Origin of the sequence: Rhodoplanes elegans, assembly GCF_016653355.1 — a bacterium.
Classification (GTDB): Bacteria; Pseudomonadota; Alphaproteobacteria; order Rhizobiales; family Xanthobacteraceae; genus Rhodoplanes; species Rhodoplanes elegans.
The window spans coordinates 1-18,160 of record NZ_NHSK01000307.1; the positions used below are offsets into that span (position 1 = coordinate 1).

An 18,160-nucleotide genomic window follows, 5' to 3' on the forward strand; every position below is an offset into this window, starting at 1 on the left:
TCGCCGTGATCGGCGCCGGCACGCTCGACAGCCTGCCTCACAACGGCGCCGTGGTGACGCTGCTCGCCGTCTGCGGCACCACGCATCGCGAGGGCTATCTCGACATCGTCATGGTCGCGGTCGTCGGTGCGATCGTGGCGCTCGCCGCCGTGATCGGGCTCGGCACGGTGTTCGGCTCGTTCTGAGGCCCGGTCGGGATTGGGGACCCGACAGCGCTGTCCAGGAGAACGCCGTCGAGAACGCCGTCGGCCACCTGCGTGGCGGCCGCGCGCGAAGACCGGCCTGGCGTGTGTTCAGGGATGCGCCGCGTTGACGGTGCGCCGCGCCGGCCGGCCCGGATCGGGCGCCCGCGGCGCGACGAGGCAGAGCATGCGCTCGCCCGGATGGTCGGCGTGCCAGCGGATCGTCCGCGCGTCCATGCCGAGCGCCAGCAGCGCCTCGTAGAGCGCCGCCCGTCGGCCGTCGAAGAAGTACTGGTCGGTCGCCTGCTCGAAGCGGCGCGCCGCCGCCTTCGACCCGAACTCGACGAGATCGAGCCCGGTCGCACAGCTGCGGATCGCGAAACGGTGTCGCGCCATTGGCGTGCCCCTCCGGCCCTGATCATGCGCCGCCGGAGTCGCCTGCGAAATCAGGAGAACCGCGGCCCTACCATCGTAGGCCGGCGCCCGGGCGGCGGCGCTGCGGACTAGCCGATCGTCTTCGACAGGGCTCTCGTCGGCCGTCGTGGCCGGGCTCGTCCCGGCCATCCACGACCTGTGTCCCGCGACGTTCGTCAGTTCGTGGATGCCCGCGACGAGCGCGGGCATGACGACGGTGGGGATGCGAGCCTTGGATTAGTCCTGGTCGAAGAAGGTGCCGAGCGAGCTGCCCGGCTCCAGCACCGAGCCGTCGTCGTCGATGCTCTGCTCGAGCTCCTGCACGTAGCGCGGCGGCGGGCCGCCGCCGTCGATCACCGGGGCGCCCGGTCCGCCGGCCCGGTAGGTCGCGTAGGCTTCCGGCGTGCCCACATAGGCGCAGTTGCAGCCCCGCGGATCGGCGTAGACGTACCAGGTCTTGCCGTCCTTGCGGCGGACCGCGAGCTTGTCGGCCGGCAGGCTGCGCAGGTGCGCGGCCCGCTCCGGCGTGTCGGCATAGCGCACCGTGAAGCCGGACGCGGTGAACAGATTGTTCGGGCGCTGCCGCTCCTGGGCGTCGACGGGCCCGGCGAGAAGTGCGGCGGCCGACAGGACGACGGCTGCGGATCGGTTCGAAACGACGGCTCGGGTCATCGTGGCTCTCTTCCTCGCGGGCGGTCGAAACGTGCCGTCAGTTAGCGCGCCGACCGCCCGCGCTTCAAGCACGCGCGGAGAACGCGCGCCGCTGCTGCGCCACTGCTGCAAGTCGCTCGCAGTTTCGACTTATTCCAATCCGGGTTTCCCCAAATAGCGCCACCGGGGGAGGCCTGTTACGCCAATGAGGTACCAAGGAGAGTGCCGCCATGGCCTACAAGATCATCGCGTCGCAATGCACCGCGTGCGGCGCCTGCGAATTCGAGTGTCCCAATTCCGCGATCAGCATGAAGGGCGACATCTACGTCATCGATGCCGTCAAGTGCACCCAGTGCGAGGGCCATTTCGACGAGCCGCAATGCGCCGTCGTCTGCCCGGTCGAGGGCACCTGCGTTCCTGCCTGAGAGTGACGTCCGCGGCCCGGAGCGATGGCTCCGGGGCGATCCGTGGCCGCCCGGTTCGAGGCCGAAACGGCGCTCCGCCGTTCCGTGCGCCCGGTCGACGCCACGACGGAGACGCGCTCGACGAGCGAGGATAAAAAAATGGCCGGGCATGCCCGGCCATTTTCGTTGTGAGCGTCAGGAGCGCCGGCGGTCTCAGCCGCCCGCGCTCATCGACGAGCGGAACGCCCAGCCGACGAAGTAGCTCTCCACATAGGCGAAGATCGCGTACATGATGATGCCCTCCGCGGCGAGCAGAAGCAGCCCGGCGAAGACGAGCGGCATCTGGAAGTTCGAGCCCGCCTGCACCATCAGGAAGCCGAGACCGGCGTTCGCCGCGATCGTCTCCGACACCACGGTGCCGACGAAGGCGAGCGTGATGGCGACCTTCAGCGACCCGAACAGATAGGGCTGGGTGCGCGGAATGCCGATCTTCAGCATGATGTCGAGCTTCTTCGCTCCGAGCGCGCGCAGCACGTCCTCGAGCTCCGGCTCGATGGTCGACAGGCCGGTCGCGACGTTGACGACAATCGGAAAGAACGAGATCAGGAACGCGGTGAGGATCGCCGGGATCTCGCCGATGCCGAACCAGATCACGAGGATCGGCACCACGGCGACCTTCGGCACCGAGTTGAAGCCGATCATCACCGGATAGAGGCCACGATAGATCGTCCGCGACCAGCCGACCACGATGCCCAGCACGATGCCGAACACCACGGCGAGCGCGAAGCCGGCGAGCGTGGTCCACAGCGTGACGAAGGAGTTCTTCGCCAGCGGCCACCAGTACTGCGCCATGGCGACGAAGATCTGCGACGGCGCCGGCAGGATGAAGGGGTCGACCTTGAAGCCGCGGCAGATCACCTCCCAGATCAGGAACATGGCGATGGTGAACAGCCACGGCGACAGCCGCTCGATGGTGTTGGTGTTCATCCCTTCCGCACCTCGCCGATCTTGGCCCGCAGCTCGTGGACGATGTCGGTGAAGGCCGGCTCGAAGCAGACCTCGATCGGCCGCGGCCGCGGGAACGGGACCTCCTTGGTGAGGACGAGGCGGCCGGGCCGCGCGCTCATCATGTGGATCTTGTCGGCCAGGAACGTCGCCTCGCGCAGGTCGTGCGTCACCAGGATCACGGTGAAGCCGATCTTCTGCCAGAGGTCGCGCAGGACGCACCACAGCTCCTCGCGCGTGAAGGCGTCGAGCGCCGCGAAGGGCTCGTCGAGCATCAGGAGCGCCGGCTGGTGGATCAGGGCGCGGCACAGCGAGACGCGCTGCTGCATGCCGCCGGAGAGCTCCCACGGGAAGCGGTCGCCGAAGCCGGCGAGGCCGACCGTGGCGAGCAGCGCCTCGGCCTCCGCGCGGTAGCGCTCCTTCTCGCGCCGGAAGCGCGACCGGTGCGGCTGCACGATCTCGAGCGGCAGCAGCACGTTGTCGATGACCTTGCGCCACGGCAGCAGGTTCGGGTTCTGGAACGCCATGCCGGCCATCTTGACCGGGCCGTGAACCGTGGTGCCCTCGATGGCGATCTTGCCGAAGTCGGGCGGCAGCAGGCCGGTGACCAGCTTCATCAGCGAGGACTTGCCGCAGCCCGACGGGCCGACCACGGCGGCGAACTCGCCCTTCTGCAGGCTGACGCTGAAGCGGTCGAGCGCGTGAACGCCGCCGTTCGCGCCCTTGTAGATCAGGGTGACGTCGTCGATGTCGACGAAGGCCGTCATGCCGCGGCCTCCGTCGAGACGGGGCCGCGGGCGCGGCGGGAGATTATCAGACGCATGGTGGACTCGTTGTTCGCCGTCGTTCCGATCGGCCTGCCGGAGCGGGCTGAGACCGGATACCGTGATCCCCTGCCGTGCGCATTGAGGCCGGTGCACGGGCGTTGCGCCCGCGCACCGGAGCGACACGTGACGGTCAGAGCTTGCGGTCGGCGGCGGGAGGCAGGAACTCGCTGGTGAAGACGTCCTCGGCCTTCGGCTTGGCCTTGAACTCGTAGGTGATGCCGATCTGGTCGATCGACTTCGACAGCCGCGCCATGTCGACGCCGCCGAGCCCGTTCTCCTTCACCCACGGGGTGACGAAGTTGTCGCGCAGCGACATCTTGAGGCGCGCCAGCTCGGTCTTCTCGTCGGCCGTCTCGTTGCGCTTCATCACCGACTTGATGGCGCTCTCGGGGTCCTTGATGGTGTCCTGGACGCCCTTGATGGTGGCGCGCACGAAGCCCTCGACCACCTTCGGGTTCGCCTTGGCGAAGTCCGGATTGACCATGATGGCGTTGCCGTACAGCACCAGGCCGTAGTCGGCCATCAGCATCGTCTTGATGTCCTCGGGCTTCAGATTGCGCTGCAGCAGGTTGAAGTACATCGAGAACGAGAAGCCCGTGATGGCGTCGACCTTGCCGTCGGCCAGCATCGGCTCGCGCACCGGGAAGCCGATGTTCTCGATCTTCACCTTGGAGTCGTCGATGGCGTTCTCCTTCACGAACGCCTTCCACTGCGCGAAGGCGCCGTCGGCGGCCGGCGCGCCCAGCACCTTGCCTTCGAGGTCCTTCGGCTTGGCGATGCCGGTCTTGGTCGTGGTGGCGATGGCGAAGGGCGGCTTGTCGTAGACCATCATGATGGCCTTGACCGCCTTGTCGGGGTTCTGGTCGCGGAACTTGACCAGCGAGTTGATGTCGAAGAAGCCGAGCGGGTAGGTGCCGGCGGCGACGCGGGCGATGCCGGCGACCGAGCCGGGGCCGGTGTCCACCGTGACGTTGAGGCCCTCGGCCTTGTAGTAGCCCTTGTCGATGGCGACGAAATAGGGCGCCGACGGTCCCTCGAACTTCCAGTCGAGGGCGAACTTGACGTCGGTGTCGGCGAACGCCGGGGCGACGAACGCCGGGACGACGAGCGCGAGGCTCGCCGCCAGCGCAGAGATCGCGAGCGATTTGCTCATTCGAAGGCTCCCTTGGCCGTGCGGGCTGGTGGTCCAGCGAGTTGTCGAGTCCGTCAGCAAGCCGCGTGCCACGAAATTCGCCAGACCGCGCCGTAAGTCCGCGGCAGGACGGGAGAAACGCTGTCTAAAAAAGATGCAGGCGGCAGTGACCTGCCCACAATACCGTCCGGCGCGAAATCCTGAAATCGCCGTCCCGTCCGCCGGACGAGGCGGGTTGCCGCAGGGGGCGCGTCGCCGCCGCCGCTCACGAGCCGCGGTAGGTCGAGAAGCTCCAGGGCGTGACCAGCAGCGGCACGTGGTAGTGGCCCTCGGCCTCGGCGACGGAGAAGCGCAGCGGCACCGTGTCGAGGAAGGGCGGGTCGGCGAGCGCCACGCCGCGCGCGGCGAAATACGCTCCCACCTCGAAGACCAGCTCGTAGGTGCCGATCGGCACCGGCCGGCCGCCGATCAGCGGCCCGTCGGTGCGGCCGTCGTGATTGGTGACGGTCTGGGCGACGACCCGGCGGGCATCGCCGGGGCCGATCTCGAACAGGGTCAGCGGAATGCCCTTGGCCGGCGTGCCGCCATGGGTGTCGAGCACGTGGGTCGACAGCCGCCCGGCGAGCGGCAGCTTGTCCGGCGCGGCGACGAGCTGGTCGAGGCGCAGCGCGGCGATGCGGAAGACCTCGTCGAGCGCGGTGGCGTGCTCGGTCGCGCTGTCGTTGGCGAGCCGGCGCTCGAACTGCGTGAGAATCGACGCCTTGGTGTGGCGCCGCACGCAGACGATGAACGGGATGCCGTGCTTGTGCTGGTAGGCGTCGTTGAGGCGGTGGAAGGCGGCATATTCGTCCTCAGTGAGGCGGTCGAGCCCGGCGCTCGCCTGCTCGGCCGTCGATTCGGCGGTCAGTGCGCCGGCGCGGGCCGCCTTGCCGGCGAGGTCGGGATGGGCGGCGAGCAGCGTGCGCTGGCGCTCCGGGCCGGCGGCCCGGACGGCCGCCACCATGGCGTCGAGCAGCGCCGCGAGCGAGCCGAACGGCCGCGCCGCCACGACCGCCTCGGCGGCCCAGGGCGAGTGCTCGAAGATGCCGCCGAGCGCCGCGACGAAGTCGGGCTCGGCGGCGGCGTTCAGGGTGTCGAGGGAGAGGGATGTCATGAAAATCTGCCGTCCAGATCGGGTTTCGTCGAAGCGTGGCCGGGAACCGCAGCTTGTAACCTCTCCCCGCGTGCGAGGAGAGGTCGACATTCGCGCGTCCAGCGCGGATGTCGGGTGAGGGGGCGTCGCCGCGAGTCTCTGCTTGCGGAGACGCCCCCTCACCCGTCTCGCCGCGATGCGGCGAGCCACCCTCTCCCCGCGCGGCGGGGAGAGGGAAAGGGGCGTCGCGCCGGCTTACTCCCCCCTTGCGCCGGCGGCGAGCCAGGCGGCGAGGAGGGCGCGCTCGTCGAGCGTCATCTCGGTCACGTTGCCGGGCGGCATCGCGTGGCTGCGCACCGCCTGCAGCTCGATCAGCCGGGCGTGCCGTCGGATGGTCTCCGGATCGTCGAGCCGCAGGTCCTTGGGCGGGTGGCCGATGCCGGCCCACACCGGCTCGCCGGCGTGACACATGCTGCAGCGGGAGATCACCACGTCGCTGACCTCGGCGAAGGTGGGGGCGGCCGGCAGCGCGCCGCTCTTCGTCTCGCGCGGGCCCGCCATCGACAGCGCGACGATTGCGGCGACGCCGGCGGCGGCGACCCCCCAGGTCCACCACGGGCTGCCCTTGCCGGCGTGCCGCGTGTTGTAGAAGTGCCGGATCACCGGGCCGATCAGCAGCACGATCGCGACGATCAGCCAGTTGTACTTCGTCGCGAAAACCAGCGGGTAGTGGTTCGAGAGCATCAGGAAGACGACCGGCAGCGTCAGGTAGTTGTTGTGCACCGAGCGCTGCTTGCCGATCTCGCCCCAATACGGGTCCGGCTTGCGGCCTTCGACCAGCGCCGCCACGGTCTTCTTCTGGAACGGGATGATGACGACGAACACGTTCGCCACCATGATGGTGCCGACCAGGGCGCCGATCTGGGTCAGCGCGCCGCGGCCCGAGAACACGTGCGTGAACGCATAGGTCAGCCCGACCAGGAACACGTAGCCGACCAGCGCCAGCGCCACCTCGTGCTTGCCGAGGGGCGAGCGGCACAGGCCCTCATAGGCGAGCCAGGCGACCACCAGGGTGCCGAAGGCGAGGCCGGCGGCCTGCGGGACGGTGAGGTCGAGCACGGCCTTGTCGATCAGGAACAGGTCGGCGCCGAGATAATAGACCACGACCAGCAGGGCGAAGCCGGACAGCCAGGTGGCGTAGGCCTCCCACTTGAACCAGGTCAGCTCGTCCGGCATCCGGGCCGGCGCCACCAGGTACTTGGCGATGTGGTAGAAGCCGCCGCCGTGGACCTGCCAGGCCTCGCCCTTGACGCCGTCCGGCAGCGCCGTGCCGTCGTGGCGGCCGCGCAGGCTGAGATCGAGGTGGATGAAGTAGAACGAGCTGCCGATCCATGCCATGGCGGCGACCACGTGCAGCCACCGCAGCAGGGCGGACGCCCATTCGGTCAGGACAAGCTCCAAGATCGGGCCTCGTCGATCGGGGGTTTTCAGACGCGTGGCGGCGGGCGAGGCGGTGCCCGGGTCGGCCCCGCGTCGGGGGCGGCGCACCATGGCAGAGCCGGGGCGGCGAGTTCAAGAGACCAGCACCCCCGTCATCCTGAACACGATTTGAGCAGTTCGCTCAGTCGATGGGCGGTGGCTGGCTCCGGTCCGGTACGGATTTCTCCTCATCGCGCGATTCCGTTGTCCCGCCCGATCGATGCACGCGGCGCAGCCCTTGGCATGCTCCTTGCGGCAAGCGCTCGGCCGGCCGCCCGGCCGCCGCTCGACGGCCCGATCCCGCACCGCACGGGGCGGGCCGCCTCCGGACCCAAGGATTCGACGACGCAAGGAGTGACGATGCACGCAGCTCTTTGGCCTGCAGCTTTTCGGAGGGTGGCCGGCCGCTTCGCCGGCCGCATGCTCGCCGCCGCCCTCGGCACCGCGCTCGGCCTCGCCGCCGCCCTGCCGGTGCAGGCGCAGGAGACCATCAAGGTCGGCATCCTGCATTCGCTCTCCGGAACCATGGCGATCAGCGAGACGACCCTGAAGGACGTCATGCTGATGCTGATCGAGGAGCAGAACAAGAAGGGCGGTCTCCTGGGCAAGAAGCTCGAGGCCGTGGTCGTCGACCCCGCGTCCAACTGGCCGCTGTTCGCCGAGAAGGCGCGCGAGCTGATCACCAAGGACAAGGTCGTCGCCGTGTTCGGCTGCTGGACCTCGGTGTCGCGCAAGTCGGTGCTTCCCGTGTTCAAGGAGCTGAACTCGATCCTGTTCTATCCGGTGCAGTACGAGGGCGAGGAGTCCGAGCGCAACGTGTTCTACACGGGCGCGGCGCCGAACCAGCAGGCGATCCCGGCCGTCGACTACCTGATGAAGGAGGAGAAGGTGCAGCGCTGGGTGCTGGCCGGCACCGACTACGTCTATCCGCGCACCACCAACAAGATCCTGGAGGCCTATCTGAAGTCCAAGGGCGTCGCCGCCGAGGACATCATGATCAACTACACGCCGTTCGGACACTCCGACTGGCAGACCATCGTCTCCGACATCAAGAAGTTCGGTTCGGCCGGCAAGAAGACCGCGGTCGTGTCCACCATCAACGGCGACGCCAACGTGCCGTTCTACAAGGAGCTCGGCAACCAGGGCGTCAAGGCGACCGACATCCCGGTGGTGGCGTTCTCGGTCGGCGAGGAGGAACTCGCCGGCATCGACACCAAGCCGCTGCTCGGCCACCTCGCCGCCTGGAACTACTTCCAGTCGATCGATACGCCCGCCAACAAGGCGTTCATCGAGAAGTGGAAGGCCTTCACCAAGAACCCGAAGCGCGTCTCCAACGATCCGATGGAGGCCCACGTCGTCGGCTTCGCCATGTGGGTGAAGGCGGTGGAGAAGGCCGGCACCACCGACCCCGACAAGGTGATCGACGCGCTGCCGGGCACGACCGCGCCGAACCTCACCGGCGGCGTCTCCGAGATGCTGCCGAACCACCACATCACCAAGCCGGTGTTCATCGGCGAGATCAAGGACGACGGCCAGTTCGACGTGGTGTGGAAGACCGAAGGGCTGGTTCCCGGCGCGGCGTGGTCGCCCTATCTCGAGGGCTCGAAGGATCTCACGGCCGACTGGGTGAAGCTGAAGTGCGGCAACTACAACACCAAGACGCAGAAATGCGGCGGGTGAGGCGGGGCTGACGCCGGGCAGACGCAGAAGCCGGGGCTCGCCCCCTCCCTGACCCTCCCCCGCAAGCGGGGGAGGGGATCGCGAAGGATGGGTTGAACAGGTGACGTCATTCCCAGCATCCCCGAACAGCGACAGTTGTGAGATGGGGGCCCGAGCCCCGACCTGCTCCCTCCCCCGCGTGCGGGGGAGGGTCGGGGAGGGGGAAGCTCCGCGCGCGGTGCTTTCGATCGTCTTGCTGCTTCTGCTGTCGCTTTTCGCCGGCCTCTCGTCCGCCCGCGCCGATCCCTTCGACGATGCGCTGCAAAAGTTTCTCACCGACTCCTATGCCGACACCGAAGCGGGTGTCGCGGCGCTCGGCGCCGGCGGCGACGTCCGGGCGTTTGCAGTTGTAAAAGCGTTGCAGGACGGCAAGCTCTTGGCCGATCCGGTCGGCCGTCGCGTGCTGATCGAGGACGCCGGCGCCGTGAGGGACGCCGCGACCGGCACGGTCGTCTCGCCGGCGCCTCCGGCCGGCGATCTCAAGCGCGTCCGCCTCAACAACCGGCTGCGCCGCGCCGTCGAGGCGGCGCTCGGCGCGCTGACGTTGCGCGCCCCCGATCCGGCGCGCCGGCTCGACGCCGCCCAGGCGGTGTTCAAGTCGCGCGACGCCGGCGCGCTCGCCGCGGTCGAGGCGGCGCTCGCCGCGGAGACGGCACCGCAGGTGAAGACCGCGCTCGCCGAGGCGCGCGCCGCCATCCTGATCACCAGCGCCGACGCGCCCGAGGTCGCCCGCATCGAGGCCGTCGCCACGTTGCGCGAGCGCGGCGACCAGGCGGCGCTCGCGCTGCTCTCGGCGCTGCCGCCCGGAACGCCCGCGACTGTGCAGGGCGCCGCCGACGGTGCCGCGAGCGCCATCCGCAGCCGCCTGCAGATGTGGGAGACGGCGCAGAACGCCTGGTACGGCATCTCGCTCGGCTCGGTGCTGCTGCTCGCCGCCATCGGGCTCGCCATCACGTTCGGCGTGATGGGCGTGATCAACATGGCGCATGGCGAGATGGTGATGCTTGGCGCCTACACGACCTTCGTGGTGCAGGAGGCGATCCGCCAAAAGGTCCTTTCGCTCTCCATCCCGGGCACCGGCATCGGGTTCTCGCTGCCGCTGCCGGCGGCGCTGACGCTAGACTGGTCGCTCGCCGTCGCGGTGCCGCTCGCCTTCGTGGTCACCGGTCTCATCGGCATCCTGATCGAGAAGAGCGTCATCCGCTTCCTCTACGGCCGCCCGCTGGAGACGCTGCTCGCCACCTGGGGCCTGTCGCTGATCCTGCAGCAGGCGGTACGCACGGCCTTCGGCCCGACCAACAAGGAGGTGAGCAATCCGAGCTGGATGAGCGGCGCCTTCGAGATCGGCCAGCTCGCCATCACCTGGAACCGGCTGTGGATCGTCTGCTTCAGCCTCGCCGTGTTCGCGCTGCTGCTCGCCATGCTGCGCTTCACGCGGCTGGGACTGGAGATGCGCGCCGTGACGCAGAACCGCGCCATGGCGGCCGCGGTCGGCATCCGAACGGCCCGCATCGACGCGCTCACCTTCGGGCTCGGCTCCGGCATCGCCGGCATCGCCGGCGTCGCGCTCTCGCAGATCGACAACGTGTCGCCCAATCTCGGGCAGAGCTACATCATCGACTCGTTCATGGTGGTGGTGTTCGGCGGTGTCGGAAACCTGTGGGGCACGCTGGTCGGCGCCTTCACGCTCGGCATCGCCAACAAGTTTTTGGAACCCTTCGCCGGCGCCGTGCTCGGCAAGATCGCCATCCTGGTGCTGATCATCCTGTTCATCCAGCGCCGCCCGCGTGGCCTCTTCGCGCTGAAGGGAAGGGCGATCGAGGCATGAGCGTGCGTCTGTCTCGGCTTCGTGTCCCGGACGCGGTGCGGCACGCAGTGCCGCACCGTCGAGCCGGGACCCAGGGCGGCACCACGTGGTGTGGCCCCTGGGTCCCCGCTTTCGCGGGGACACGCGGACTGTCGGATGGCGGAGCCGTGCCATGACCCCGCGCGCGCTCGACCGCGGCAGCATCGCGTTCCTGATCGTCGTCGCGGTCGTGGCGATCGCGATCCCCATCCTCAATCTCGCGCTGCCCGAAAGCTCGCCCCTGCACGTGCCGACCTACCTGGTCTCGCTGTTCGGCAAGTATGTCTGCTTCGCCCTGCTGGCGCTCTCGATCGATCTGATCTGGGGCTATTGCGGGATTCTCTCGCTCGGCCACGGGGCTTTCTTCGCGCTCGGCGGCTACGCCATGGGCATGTATCTGATGCGCCAGATCGGCGGGCGCGGCGTCTACGGCAACCCGCTGCTCCCGGACTTCATGGTGTTCCTCAACTGGAAGGAGTTGCCGCTCGCCTGGTGGGGATTTTCTCATTTTCCTTACGCGATGCTGATGGTGCTGCTCGTGCCCGGGCTGCTCGCGCTGGTGTTCGGCTGGTTCGCGTTCAGGAGCCGGGTGACCGGCGTCTATTTCTCGATCATCACCCAGGCGATGACCTTCGCCCTGATGCTCGCCTTCTTCCGCAACGACTTCGGCTTCGGCGGCAACAACGGCCTCACCGACTTCAAAGACATTTTGGGCGCCAACGTGCAGGCGGGCGGCACTCGCGCGGCGCTGTTCGCCGTCTCGTGCCTGGCACTGGCGCTCGGCTACGTCGTCTGCCGCGTGCTGGTGTCGTCGAAATTCGGCATGGTGCTGATCGCCGTCCGCGACGCCGAATCGCGCGCCCGCTTCCTCGGCTATCGGGTCGAGTCCTACAAGCTCGCCGTGTTCGTGATCTCGGCCTGCATGGCGGGCGTCGCCGGCGCCCTCTACGTGCCGCAGGTCGGCATCATCAATCCGGGCGAGTTCTCGCCGGCGAACTCGATCGAGGCCGTGATCTGGGTCGCGGTCGGCGGCCGCGGCACGCTGGTCGGTGCCGTCATCGGGGCGCTGCTGGTCAACTACGCCAAGACCACCTTCACCAGCGGCGCGCTCGCGCCCTACTGGCTGTTCCTGCTCGGCGGCCTGTTCGTCGGGGTGACGCTGTGGCTGCCGCGCGGCATCGTCGGCACGCTCTCGCATTGGCGGGCTCGGCGGCGGGCGGCCGCGGCCGAGACCTCCGCGACGACCGAGACGCCGGTCGACGGCCCGACACCCAAGCCCGCGGCGGCGGAGTGACGAGATGGAGCTCCGCACCACCTCCGCGCTCCTCTATCTCGACGCCGTCAGCGTGTCGTTCGACGGCTTCAAGGCGCTGAACAGCCTGTCGCTCACCATCGCGCCCGGCGAGATGCGCGCCATCATCGGCCCGAACGGCGCCGGCAAGACCACCATGATGGACGTGATCACGGGCAAGACCCGCCCCGACTCGGGCGAGGTGATGTTCGACGGCACCCACGATCTCACGACCATGGACGAGGCCTCGATCGCTGTGCTGGGCATTGGGCGAAAATTCCAGAAGCCGACCGTGTTCGACTCGCACACGGTCGAGGACAATCTCCGTCTCGCGCTGGCCGGCGATCGCCGCGCCCGCACCGCCGTGACATGGCGCGAGACCGCGGCGGCGCGCGAGCGCATCTCCTCGATCCTCGAAACCATCAGGTTGACGGCGGCGCGCACCCGTCTCGCGGGAAGCCTGTCGCACGGCCAGAAGCAGTGGCTGGAGATCGGCATGCTGCTGGCGCAGGATCCGAAACTCCTGCTGGTCGACGAGCCGGTCGCCGGCATGACCGACGCCGAGACGCACCAGACCGCCGAGCTGTTGCGCGCCATCAACGCCGAGAAGACCGTGGTGGTCGTCGAGCACGACATGACCTTCGTGCGCGCGCTGGGCGTCAAGGTCACGGTGCTGCATGAGGGTCGCGTGCTGGCCGAAGGCTCGATCGATCAGGTCTCCGAGAACGAGCGGGTGGTCGAGGTGTATCTGGGACGATGAGGATGGACTGGTCGAAATGATCTGGAGTCGAGACATCCGTGTCGGGGCTACCCCCCTCCCCAGCCCTCCCCCACAAGGGGGGAGGGGGCCGGCTGCGGCATGCGTCCGCTCGATTGCGCGAGGGGGTGATGACCTTGCGGCAGTGAATGGATCTGCGACTCCAGCGTTCCCTCCCCCCTTGTGGTGGAGGGACAGGGAGGGGGGTGAGCGTCGTCGCAAGACGATATTGGTCCGGTTGCTCCCATGCTGAACGTCCAGTCCATCGACCTCTACTACGGCGCCGCGCAGGCGCTGCGGGGCGTCAGCCTCGCGGCCGAGCCCGGCAAGGTGACGTGCGTGCTGGGGCGCAACGGCGTCGGCAAGACGAGCCTCCTGCGTGCCATCGTCGGCCAGCACGCCGTCAAGGCCGGCGTGATCGAGTGGGAGGGCGCCGACATCGCCGGCCTCGCGCCCGACCGGCGCGCCCGCCGCGGCATCGCCTACGTGCCGCAGGGACGCGAGATCTTCCCGCTCCTCACCGTGAAGGAGAATCTCGAGACCGCCTTCGCGGCGCTGCCGCGGCGCGACCGGGCGATCCCGCCGGACGTGTTCAACCTGTTCCCGGTGCTGGCCGACATGCTGGGGCGGCGCGGCGGCGACCTCTCGGGCGGCCAGCAGCAGCAGCTCGCCATCGGCCGCGCCATGGTGATGCGGCCGCGGCTCCTGCTGCTCGACGAGCCGACCGAGGGCATCCAGCCGTCGATCATCAAGGACATCGGCCGCGCCATCGCGTATCTCCGCGACCTCGGCGGCATCGCCATCGTGCTCGTGGAGCAGTATCTCGACTTCGCTCGCGAACTCGGCGATCATTTCGCCGTCATGGATCGCGGCAGCGTCGTCTACGCGGCGGCCCGCGACGATCTCGACGACGGAGCCCTGCGGCGCGCGCTCGCGCTCTGATCGTCGCGCGAGCAGGAGCCGGGGGACCTCTTGAACGAGCAGGCGGCGGGCGGGCGGTTGGACCCGCAAGGCGCGGTCTTCGCGGCCAACCGGGCGACCGGCACGGTCCGGCTCGGCGTCGGCCTGCGCGAGGGCGCCGGCCGCCACACCCAGAGTTGCCGCACCCATGTGTTCGAGGAAGGCTCGCTGCGGGTGCGCTTTCCGAATCCGGTGCGACCCTCGCCCGCGCTCGACGCCGTGCTCGTCAATACGGCGGGCGGCATCGCCGGCGGCGACCGCTCCGACATCGACATTGCGGTGGAGGAGGGGGCCTCGGTCAGGGTCACGACCTCGTCCGCCGAGAAGGTCTACCGCGCGACGGGCGCGCCGGCGCACATGCAGGTCAGGCTCACGGTCGGCCGCGGCGGGAACCTCGCCTGGATGCCGCGCGAGATGATCCTGTTCGATCGCGCGCGCCTCGCCCGCACCATCGACGTCGATCTCGCCGACGACGCCCGGCTGCTGCTGGCCGAGGCCGTGGTGTTCGGCCGCACCGGCATGGACGAGGCCGTGCACGAAGGCTGGTTCTCGGACCGCTGGCGGGTGCGCCGCGCCGGCCGGCTCGTCTACGCCGAGACCATGCGGCTCGACGGAGCGATCGCGCAGACCTTGCGCGAGCCGGCCGTGGCGGGGGGTGGCGTCGCCGTCGCGGTCATTCTTCTGATGCCGGCCGACGAGGCCTTCGTCGCGGCGCTTCGCGGGTGCGAGGGGCTGCGCGGAGAGGTCGGCGCGTCGTCGTGGAACGGCATCACGGCGGTGCGGTTCTGCGCGCCGGATGGCGAGAGCCTGCGCTACGATCTCGCGACGGCGCTCCCCCTGGCGCTCGACGGCCCGCTGCCGCCGCTGTGGCTCAACTGATCAGATACGGATTCCTGCGATGCATCTCACACCGCGTGAAAAGGACAAGCTCCTGATCGCCACGGCCGCCATGGTGGCGCGCCGGCGCCTGGAGCGCGGCGTCAAGCTCAACCACCCGGAGGCGGTCGCGCTGATCTCCGACTTCATCCTGGAGGGAGCGCGCGACGGCCGCACCGTCGCCGAGCTGATGGCGGCCGGCGCCACGGTGCTGACACGCGCCCAGGTGATGGACGGCATCCCGGAGATGATCCCCGAGATCCAGGTCGAGGCGACGTTTCCGGACGGCTCCAAGCTCGTCACCGTCCACGATCCGATCCGCTGAGCGATCCTGATGATGGTTCTTGCGCGCGGCCTGGTGGTGTCCGTGCTCGCTTTCGCTGCGGCCGGCGTCGGGCCGCTCGCGGCGCATGACGGGCCGATCGAGACGACACCGCCGGACGAGCGGGATCTGTGGATCTCGCTCGGCGCCCGTGTGCACGGCGGCTTCGGCTCGCTGATCGCCGCCGGCATCCGGATCGGCGACGACGCCCGCCAGAAGCTCGGGGCGGCGCCGCGCGAGCTCGACGTGACGTATCACACCAGCCCCGGTGCGCCGTGCCCGTGTATGGTCGACGGCGTGATGATCGCGACCCGCGCCTCGCCCGGCCAGGCGAGCCTGCGGGTCGCCGACACGCCGGCCGGCGACGGCCTGTTCGGTCGCGTGATCATCCGCCACAAACCGAGCGGCCGCACGCTGGACTACGCCGTGCCGGCGGCGATCTGGCCACGCCTGCGCGACATCAACAAGGAGCCGACCGGCATCGCACGCTGGGACGCCGTGATGGCGATCCCGGCGGCCGAGATGATGACGGTGCGCGAGCTGCCGCCCGCGTCGCCGGCGTCGACACCGTGAAGGCGAGACAGACAGGGCGACACGTGAAGGAGACATCATGATCCCGGGCGAGATCGTCACGGCCGAAGGCGACATCACGCTGAATGCCGGTCGCGAGACCGTGACGCTCACGGTGATGAACACGGGCGACCGGCCGATCCAGGTCGGCTCGCACTACCACTTCTTCGAGACCAACCCGGCGCTGCGCTTCGATCGCGACAAGGCGCGCGGCTTCCGGCTCGACATCGCCGCCGGAACGGCGGTGCGGTTCGAGCCCGGCCAGTCGCGACAGGTGACGCTGGTCGCGATCGCCGGCGCCCGCACCGTCTATGGTTTCAGGCAGGACGTGATGGGCCCGCTCTGATGGTCGATGCGCCAGCCCACGCCGCGCAGTACTGCGAGCAGATGCAGTATCAGCTCGATTTCAGATGCGCGGAGCATGCGGACCCGTTCGACTGCCCGGACGCGCTGATCGTCTACTCCGAGAGATTCGACGAGTACGGGCTGATCGTCCACGACGGCGGACCGTCCTACGTCGTCATCGCCTACTGTCCCTGGTGCGGCGCCAAGCTGCCGGAGAGCCAGCGCGACCGCTGGTTCGACGAGATCGAGGCGCTGGGTCTGGACTCCTCCGACACCGAAGCGCTTCCCGAGAAATACCGTTCCGGGGCATGGCGCATGCCCGTCACGAGCGGATGACAGGCACACCGAAAGCAGGCACATCGACATGGCCGTGAAAATCGAGCGTTCCGCCTATGCCGGCATGTTCGGCCCCACCACGGGCGACCGCGTGCGGCTCGCCGACACCGAGCTGTTCATCGAGGTCGAGCGCGACCTCACCACCTATGGCGAGGAGGTGAAGTTCGGCGGCGGCAAGGTGATCCGCGACGGCATGGGCCAGAGCCAGATCGCCAACCGCGACGGTGCCGTCGACACCGTGATCACCAACGCCCTGATCGTCGACCACTGGGGGATCGTGAAGGCCGATGTGGGGATCAGGCAGGGCCGCATCGCCGCGATCGGCAAGGCTGGCAATCCCGACATCCAGCCGAACGTGACGATCGTGATCGGTCCCGGCACCGAGGTCATCGCCGGCGAAGGAAAGATCCTCACGGCCGGCGGCTTCGACACCCACATCCATTTCATCTGTCCGCAACAGGTCGAGGACGCGCTGATGTCCGGCGTCACCTCGCTGCTCGGTGGCGGCACCGGGCCGGCGGCCGGCACCAACGCGACCACTTGCACGCCGGGGCCGTGGCACATCGCCCGGATGATCCAGGCGGCCGACGCGTTCCCGGTCAATCTCGGCTTCGCCGGCAAGGGCAACGCCTCGCGGCCCGCCGCGCTGGTCGAGATGATCGAGGCCGGCGCCTGTGCGCTCAAGCTGCACGAGGACTGGGGCACCACGCCGGCCGCGATCGACTGCTGCCTGTCGGTGGCCGACGAGCACGACGTGCAGGTGATGATCCACACCGACACGCTCAACGAGTCGGGCTTCGTCGAAGACACGATCGCGGCGTTCAAGGGCCGCACCATCCACGCCTTCCACACCGAGGGGGCCGGCGGCGGCCACGCCCCCGACATCATCAAGGTGGCGGGCCTGCCGAACGTGCTGCCGTCGTCGACCAATCCGACGCGGCCGTTCACCCGGAACACCATCGACGAGCATCTCGACATGCTGATGGTGTGCCACCATCTCGATCCGTCGATCGCCGAGGATCTCGCCTTCGCCGAGAGCCGTATCCGGAAAGAGACGATCGCGGCCGAGGACATTCTGCACGATCTCGGCGCGCTCTCGATGATGTCGTCGGATTCGCAGGCGATGGGCCGCATCGGCGAGGTGATCATCCGCACCTGGCAGACCGCCGACAAGATGAAGAAGCAGCGCGGCCGGCTGCCCGGCGAGAGCGGCGACAACGACAATCTGCGGGTCCGGCGCTACGTCGCCAAGTACACGATCAACCCGGCGATCGCCCACGGCGTCGCCAATCACATCGGCTCGGTGGAACCGGGAAAGCTCGCCGATCTCGTCCTGTGGTCGCCGGCCTTCTTCGGCGTCAAGCCCGACTGCATCATCAAGGGCGGCTCGATCGTCGCCGCGCCGATGGGCGATCCGAACGCCTCGATCCCGACGCCGCAGCCCGTCCACTACCGCCCGATGTTCGCCGCCTTCGGCCGCTCGCTCACCGCGTCGTCGGTGGTGTTCGTGTCGAAGGCGGCCGCGATCTCGGGGCTGCGTGAAAAGCTCGGGACGGCGAAGGAGCTCGTCGCCGTGGAGAACACCCGCGCGATCGGCAAGGCGAGCCTGATCCACAACGGCGCGACGCCGAGGATCGACGTCGACCCCGAGACCTACGAGGTGCGGGCCGACGGCGAGCTCCTCACCTGCGCGCCCGCCGAGGTCCTGCCGATGGCGCAGCGGTATTTCTTGTTCTGATCATTTCTGACGCGACACGCAGGTTTGTTTCCGCTCGCCCCTGCGAAGGCGGGGACCCAGGGACTCCACAGGATGGCGCGCCTGGATGCCCGCCTTCGGGCATGAGCGGAGCGTTGGCGAGTGCTGTCGGCACGTTGCCGGCTCCCTCATCCGCGGCTTCCCCCCACCCCCGAC

19 protein-coding genes and 1 pseudogene are annotated in these 18,160 nt (G+C 69.0%); 13 read left to right on the forward strand and 7 right to left on the reverse strand.

The window, feature by feature from the left end:
* A pseudogene (locus CCR97_RS30255) lies at positions 1-185 on the forward strand (GntP family permease); the annotation flags it as partial.
* A 108-nt stretch (positions 186-293) separates the two neighbouring features.
* On the opposite strand, the gene CCR97_RS30260 reads toward CCR97_RS30255, so the two are convergent.
* Both CCR97_RS30260 and CCR97_RS30265 read right to left on the reverse strand, forming a co-directional pair.
* Entirely contained in the window at positions 294-578 is a 285-nt protein-coding gene (locus tag CCR97_RS30260) for a hypothetical protein (RefSeq protein WP_111360771.1), read from the reverse strand.
* Positions 579-833: 255 nt separating this feature from the next.
* Entirely contained in the window at positions 834-1,268 is a 435-nt protein-coding gene (locus tag CCR97_RS30265; protein ID WP_111359668.1) for a hypothetical protein, read from the reverse strand.
* A gap of 209 nt (positions 1,269-1,477) precedes the next feature.
* Between CCR97_RS30265 and CCR97_RS30270 the strand changes: the two genes are divergently transcribed.
* Positions 1,478-1,672, forward strand: coding sequence for a 4Fe-4S binding protein (locus tag CCR97_RS30270; RefSeq protein ID WP_111359667.1), 195 nt, complete (start codon positions 1,478-1,480; stop codon positions 1,670-1,672).
* Between the two features lie 192 nt (positions 1,673-1,864).
* On the opposite strand, the gene CCR97_RS30275 is transcribed toward CCR97_RS30270, so the two are convergent.
* From CCR97_RS30275 to CCR97_RS30295, 5 genes are all read right to left on the reverse strand, one after another.
* A complete protein-coding gene (locus CCR97_RS30275; RefSeq protein WP_111359666.1) occupies positions 1,865-2,638 on the reverse strand; it encodes an ABC transporter permease in 774 nt (257 codons plus the stop codon).
* A complete protein-coding gene (locus tag CCR97_RS30280) occupies positions 2,635-3,423 on the reverse strand; it encodes an ABC transporter ATP-binding protein (protein WP_111359665.1) in 789 nt (262 codons plus the stop codon). The genes CCR97_RS30275 and CCR97_RS30280 overlap by 4 nt, the downstream gene beginning before the upstream one ends.
* A gap of 190 nt (positions 3,424-3,613) precedes the next feature.
* The gene (locus CCR97_RS30285; RefSeq protein WP_111359664.1) at positions 3,614-4,636 is read right to left on the reverse strand and encodes an ABC transporter substrate-binding protein; all 1,023 of its coding nucleotides are present in this window, start codon (positions 4,634-4,636) and stop codon (positions 3,614-3,616) included.
* 244 nt (positions 4,637-4,880) lie between these two features.
* Positions 4,881-5,768, reverse strand: a complete 888-nt coding sequence (uraD, locus tag CCR97_RS30290) for a 2-oxo-4-hydroxy-4-carboxy-5-ureidoimidazoline decarboxylase (RefSeq protein ID WP_201160200.1) — start codon at positions 5,766-5,768, stop codon at positions 4,881-4,883.
* Positions 5,769-6,002: 234 nt separating this feature from the next.
* On the reverse strand, positions 6,003-7,208 hold the full coding sequence (locus tag CCR97_RS30295) for a urate hydroxylase PuuD (RefSeq protein WP_244670760.1): 1,206 nt from the start codon (positions 7,206-7,208) through the stop codon (positions 6,003-6,005).
* A gap of 438 nt (positions 7,209-7,646) precedes the next feature.
* On the opposite strand from CCR97_RS30295, the gene urtA reads away from it, so the two are divergent.
* The 11 genes from urtA (at position 7,647) to ureC (ending at position 17,986) form a co-directional block, all read left to right on the forward strand.
* Entirely contained in the window at positions 7,647-8,906 is a 1,260-nt protein-coding gene (gene urtA / locus CCR97_RS30300) for an urea ABC transporter substrate-binding protein (RefSeq protein ID WP_244670763.1), read from the forward strand.
* 142 nt (positions 8,907-9,048) lie between these two features.
* Positions 9,049-10,773: an urea ABC transporter permease subunit UrtB gene (gene urtB, locus CCR97_RS30305; RefSeq protein WP_201160202.1), complete on the forward strand. Its 1,725-nt coding sequence runs from the start codon at positions 9,049-9,051 to the stop codon at positions 10,771-10,773.
* Between the two features lie 151 nt (positions 10,774-10,924).
* Positions 10,925-12,085 carry an urea ABC transporter permease subunit UrtC gene (gene urtC, locus CCR97_RS30310; RefSeq protein ID WP_111358865.1) on the forward strand — a complete coding sequence of 387 codons (1,161 nt, stop codon included), beginning with the start codon at positions 10,925-10,927 and terminating at the stop codon, positions 12,083-12,085.
* A 4-nt stretch (positions 12,086-12,089) separates the two neighbouring features.
* On the forward strand, positions 12,090-12,842 hold the full coding sequence (gene urtD, locus CCR97_RS30315; RefSeq protein ID WP_111358866.1) for an urea ABC transporter ATP-binding protein UrtD: 753 nt from the start codon (positions 12,090-12,092) through the stop codon (positions 12,840-12,842).
* Between the two features lie 243 nt (positions 12,843-13,085).
* On the forward strand, positions 13,086-13,781 hold the full coding sequence (gene urtE, locus CCR97_RS30320) for an urea ABC transporter ATP-binding subunit UrtE (protein WP_111358867.1): 696 nt from the start codon (positions 13,086-13,088) through the stop codon (positions 13,779-13,781).
* A 30-nt stretch (positions 13,782-13,811) separates the two neighbouring features.
* Positions 13,812-14,678 (forward strand): urease accessory protein UreD, encoded by an 867-nt coding sequence (locus CCR97_RS30325; RefSeq protein WP_244670761.1) that lies wholly within the window; start codon positions 13,812-13,814, stop codon positions 14,676-14,678.
* A gap of 19 nt (positions 14,679-14,697) precedes the next feature.
* The gene (locus CCR97_RS30330; RefSeq protein WP_111358869.1) at positions 14,698-15,000 is read left to right on the forward strand and encodes an urease subunit gamma; all 303 of its coding nucleotides are present in this window, start codon (positions 14,698-14,700) and stop codon (positions 14,998-15,000) included.
* A gap of 9 nt (positions 15,001-15,009) precedes the next feature.
* Entirely contained in the window at positions 15,010-15,570 is a 561-nt protein-coding gene (locus tag CCR97_RS30335) for a formylmethanofuran dehydrogenase subunit E family protein (protein ID WP_111358870.1), read from the forward strand.
* Between the two features lie 37 nt (positions 15,571-15,607).
* Positions 15,608-15,913 (forward strand): urease subunit beta, encoded by a 306-nt coding sequence (locus tag CCR97_RS30340; protein ID WP_111358871.1) that lies wholly within the window; start codon positions 15,608-15,610, stop codon positions 15,911-15,913.
* Positions 15,913-16,248, forward strand: coding sequence for a DUF6980 family protein (locus tag CCR97_RS30345; protein WP_244670762.1), 336 nt, complete (start codon positions 15,913-15,915; stop codon positions 16,246-16,248). Before CCR97_RS30340 ends, CCR97_RS30345 begins: the two co-directional genes overlap by 1 nt.
* Positions 16,249-16,276: 28 nt before the next feature.
* Positions 16,277-17,986, forward strand: a complete 1,710-nt coding sequence (gene ureC / locus CCR97_RS30350; protein ID WP_111358872.1) for an urease subunit alpha — start codon at positions 16,277-16,279, stop codon at positions 17,984-17,986.
* Positions 17,987-18,160 lie beyond the last annotated feature (174 nt).

What these genes read in the sequence shown, in the direction of transcription:
- CCR97_RS30260 (WP_111360771.1), bottom strand. Translation starts at nt 578, where the DNA reads ATGGCGCGACACCGTTTCGCGATCCGCAGCTGTGCGACCGGGCTCGAT.
- CCR97_RS30265 (WP_111359668.1), bottom strand. Translation starts at nt 1,268, where the DNA reads ATGACCCGAGCCGTCGTTTCGAACCGATCCGCAGCCGTCGTCCTGTCG.
- CCR97_RS30270 (WP_111359667.1), top strand. Translation starts at nt 1,478, where the DNA reads ATGGCCTACAAGATCATCGCGTCGCAATGCACCGCGTGCGGCGCCTGC.
- CCR97_RS30275 (WP_111359666.1), bottom strand. Translation starts at nt 2,638, where the DNA reads ATGAACACCAACACCATCGAGCGGCTGTCGCCGTGGCTGTTCACCATC.
- CCR97_RS30280 (WP_111359665.1), bottom strand. Translation starts at nt 3,423, where the DNA reads ATGACGGCCTTCGTCGACATCGACGACGTCACCCTGATCTACAAGGGC.
- CCR97_RS30285 (WP_111359664.1), bottom strand. Translation starts at nt 4,636, where the DNA reads ATGAGCAAATCGCTCGCGATCTCTGCGCTGGCGGCGAGCCTCGCGCTC.
- uraD (WP_201160200.1), bottom strand. Translation starts at nt 5,768, where the DNA reads ATGACATCCCTCTCCCTCGACACCCTGAACGCCGCCGCCGAGCCCGAC.
- urtA (WP_244670763.1), top strand. Translation starts at nt 7,647, where the DNA reads ATGCTCGCCGCCGCCCTCGGCACCGCGCTCGGCCTCGCCGCCGCCCTG.
- urtB (WP_201160202.1), top strand. Translation starts at nt 9,049, where the DNA reads ATGGGGGCCCGAGCCCCGACCTGCTCCCTCCCCCGCGTGCGGGGGAGG.
- urtC (WP_111358865.1), top strand. Translation starts at nt 10,925, where the DNA reads ATGACCCCGCGCGCGCTCGACCGCGGCAGCATCGCGTTCCTGATCGTC.
- urtD (WP_111358866.1), top strand. Translation starts at nt 12,090, where the DNA reads ATGGAGCTCCGCACCACCTCCGCGCTCCTCTATCTCGACGCCGTCAGC.
- urtE (WP_111358867.1), top strand. Translation starts at nt 13,086, where the DNA reads ATGCTGAACGTCCAGTCCATCGACCTCTACTACGGCGCCGCGCAGGCG.
- CCR97_RS30330 (WP_111358869.1), top strand. Translation starts at nt 14,698, where the DNA reads ATGCATCTCACACCGCGTGAAAAGGACAAGCTCCTGATCGCCACGGCC.
- CCR97_RS30335 (WP_111358870.1), top strand. Translation starts at nt 15,010, where the DNA reads ATGATGGTTCTTGCGCGCGGCCTGGTGGTGTCCGTGCTCGCTTTCGCT.
- CCR97_RS30340 (WP_111358871.1), top strand. Translation starts at nt 15,608, where the DNA reads ATGATCCCGGGCGAGATCGTCACGGCCGAAGGCGACATCACGCTGAAT.
- CCR97_RS30345 (WP_244670762.1), top strand. Translation starts at nt 15,913, where the DNA reads ATGGTCGATGCGCCAGCCCACGCCGCGCAGTACTGCGAGCAGATGCAG.
- ureC (WP_111358872.1), top strand. Translation starts at nt 16,277, where the DNA reads ATGGCCGTGAAAATCGAGCGTTCCGCCTATGCCGGCATGTTCGGCCCC.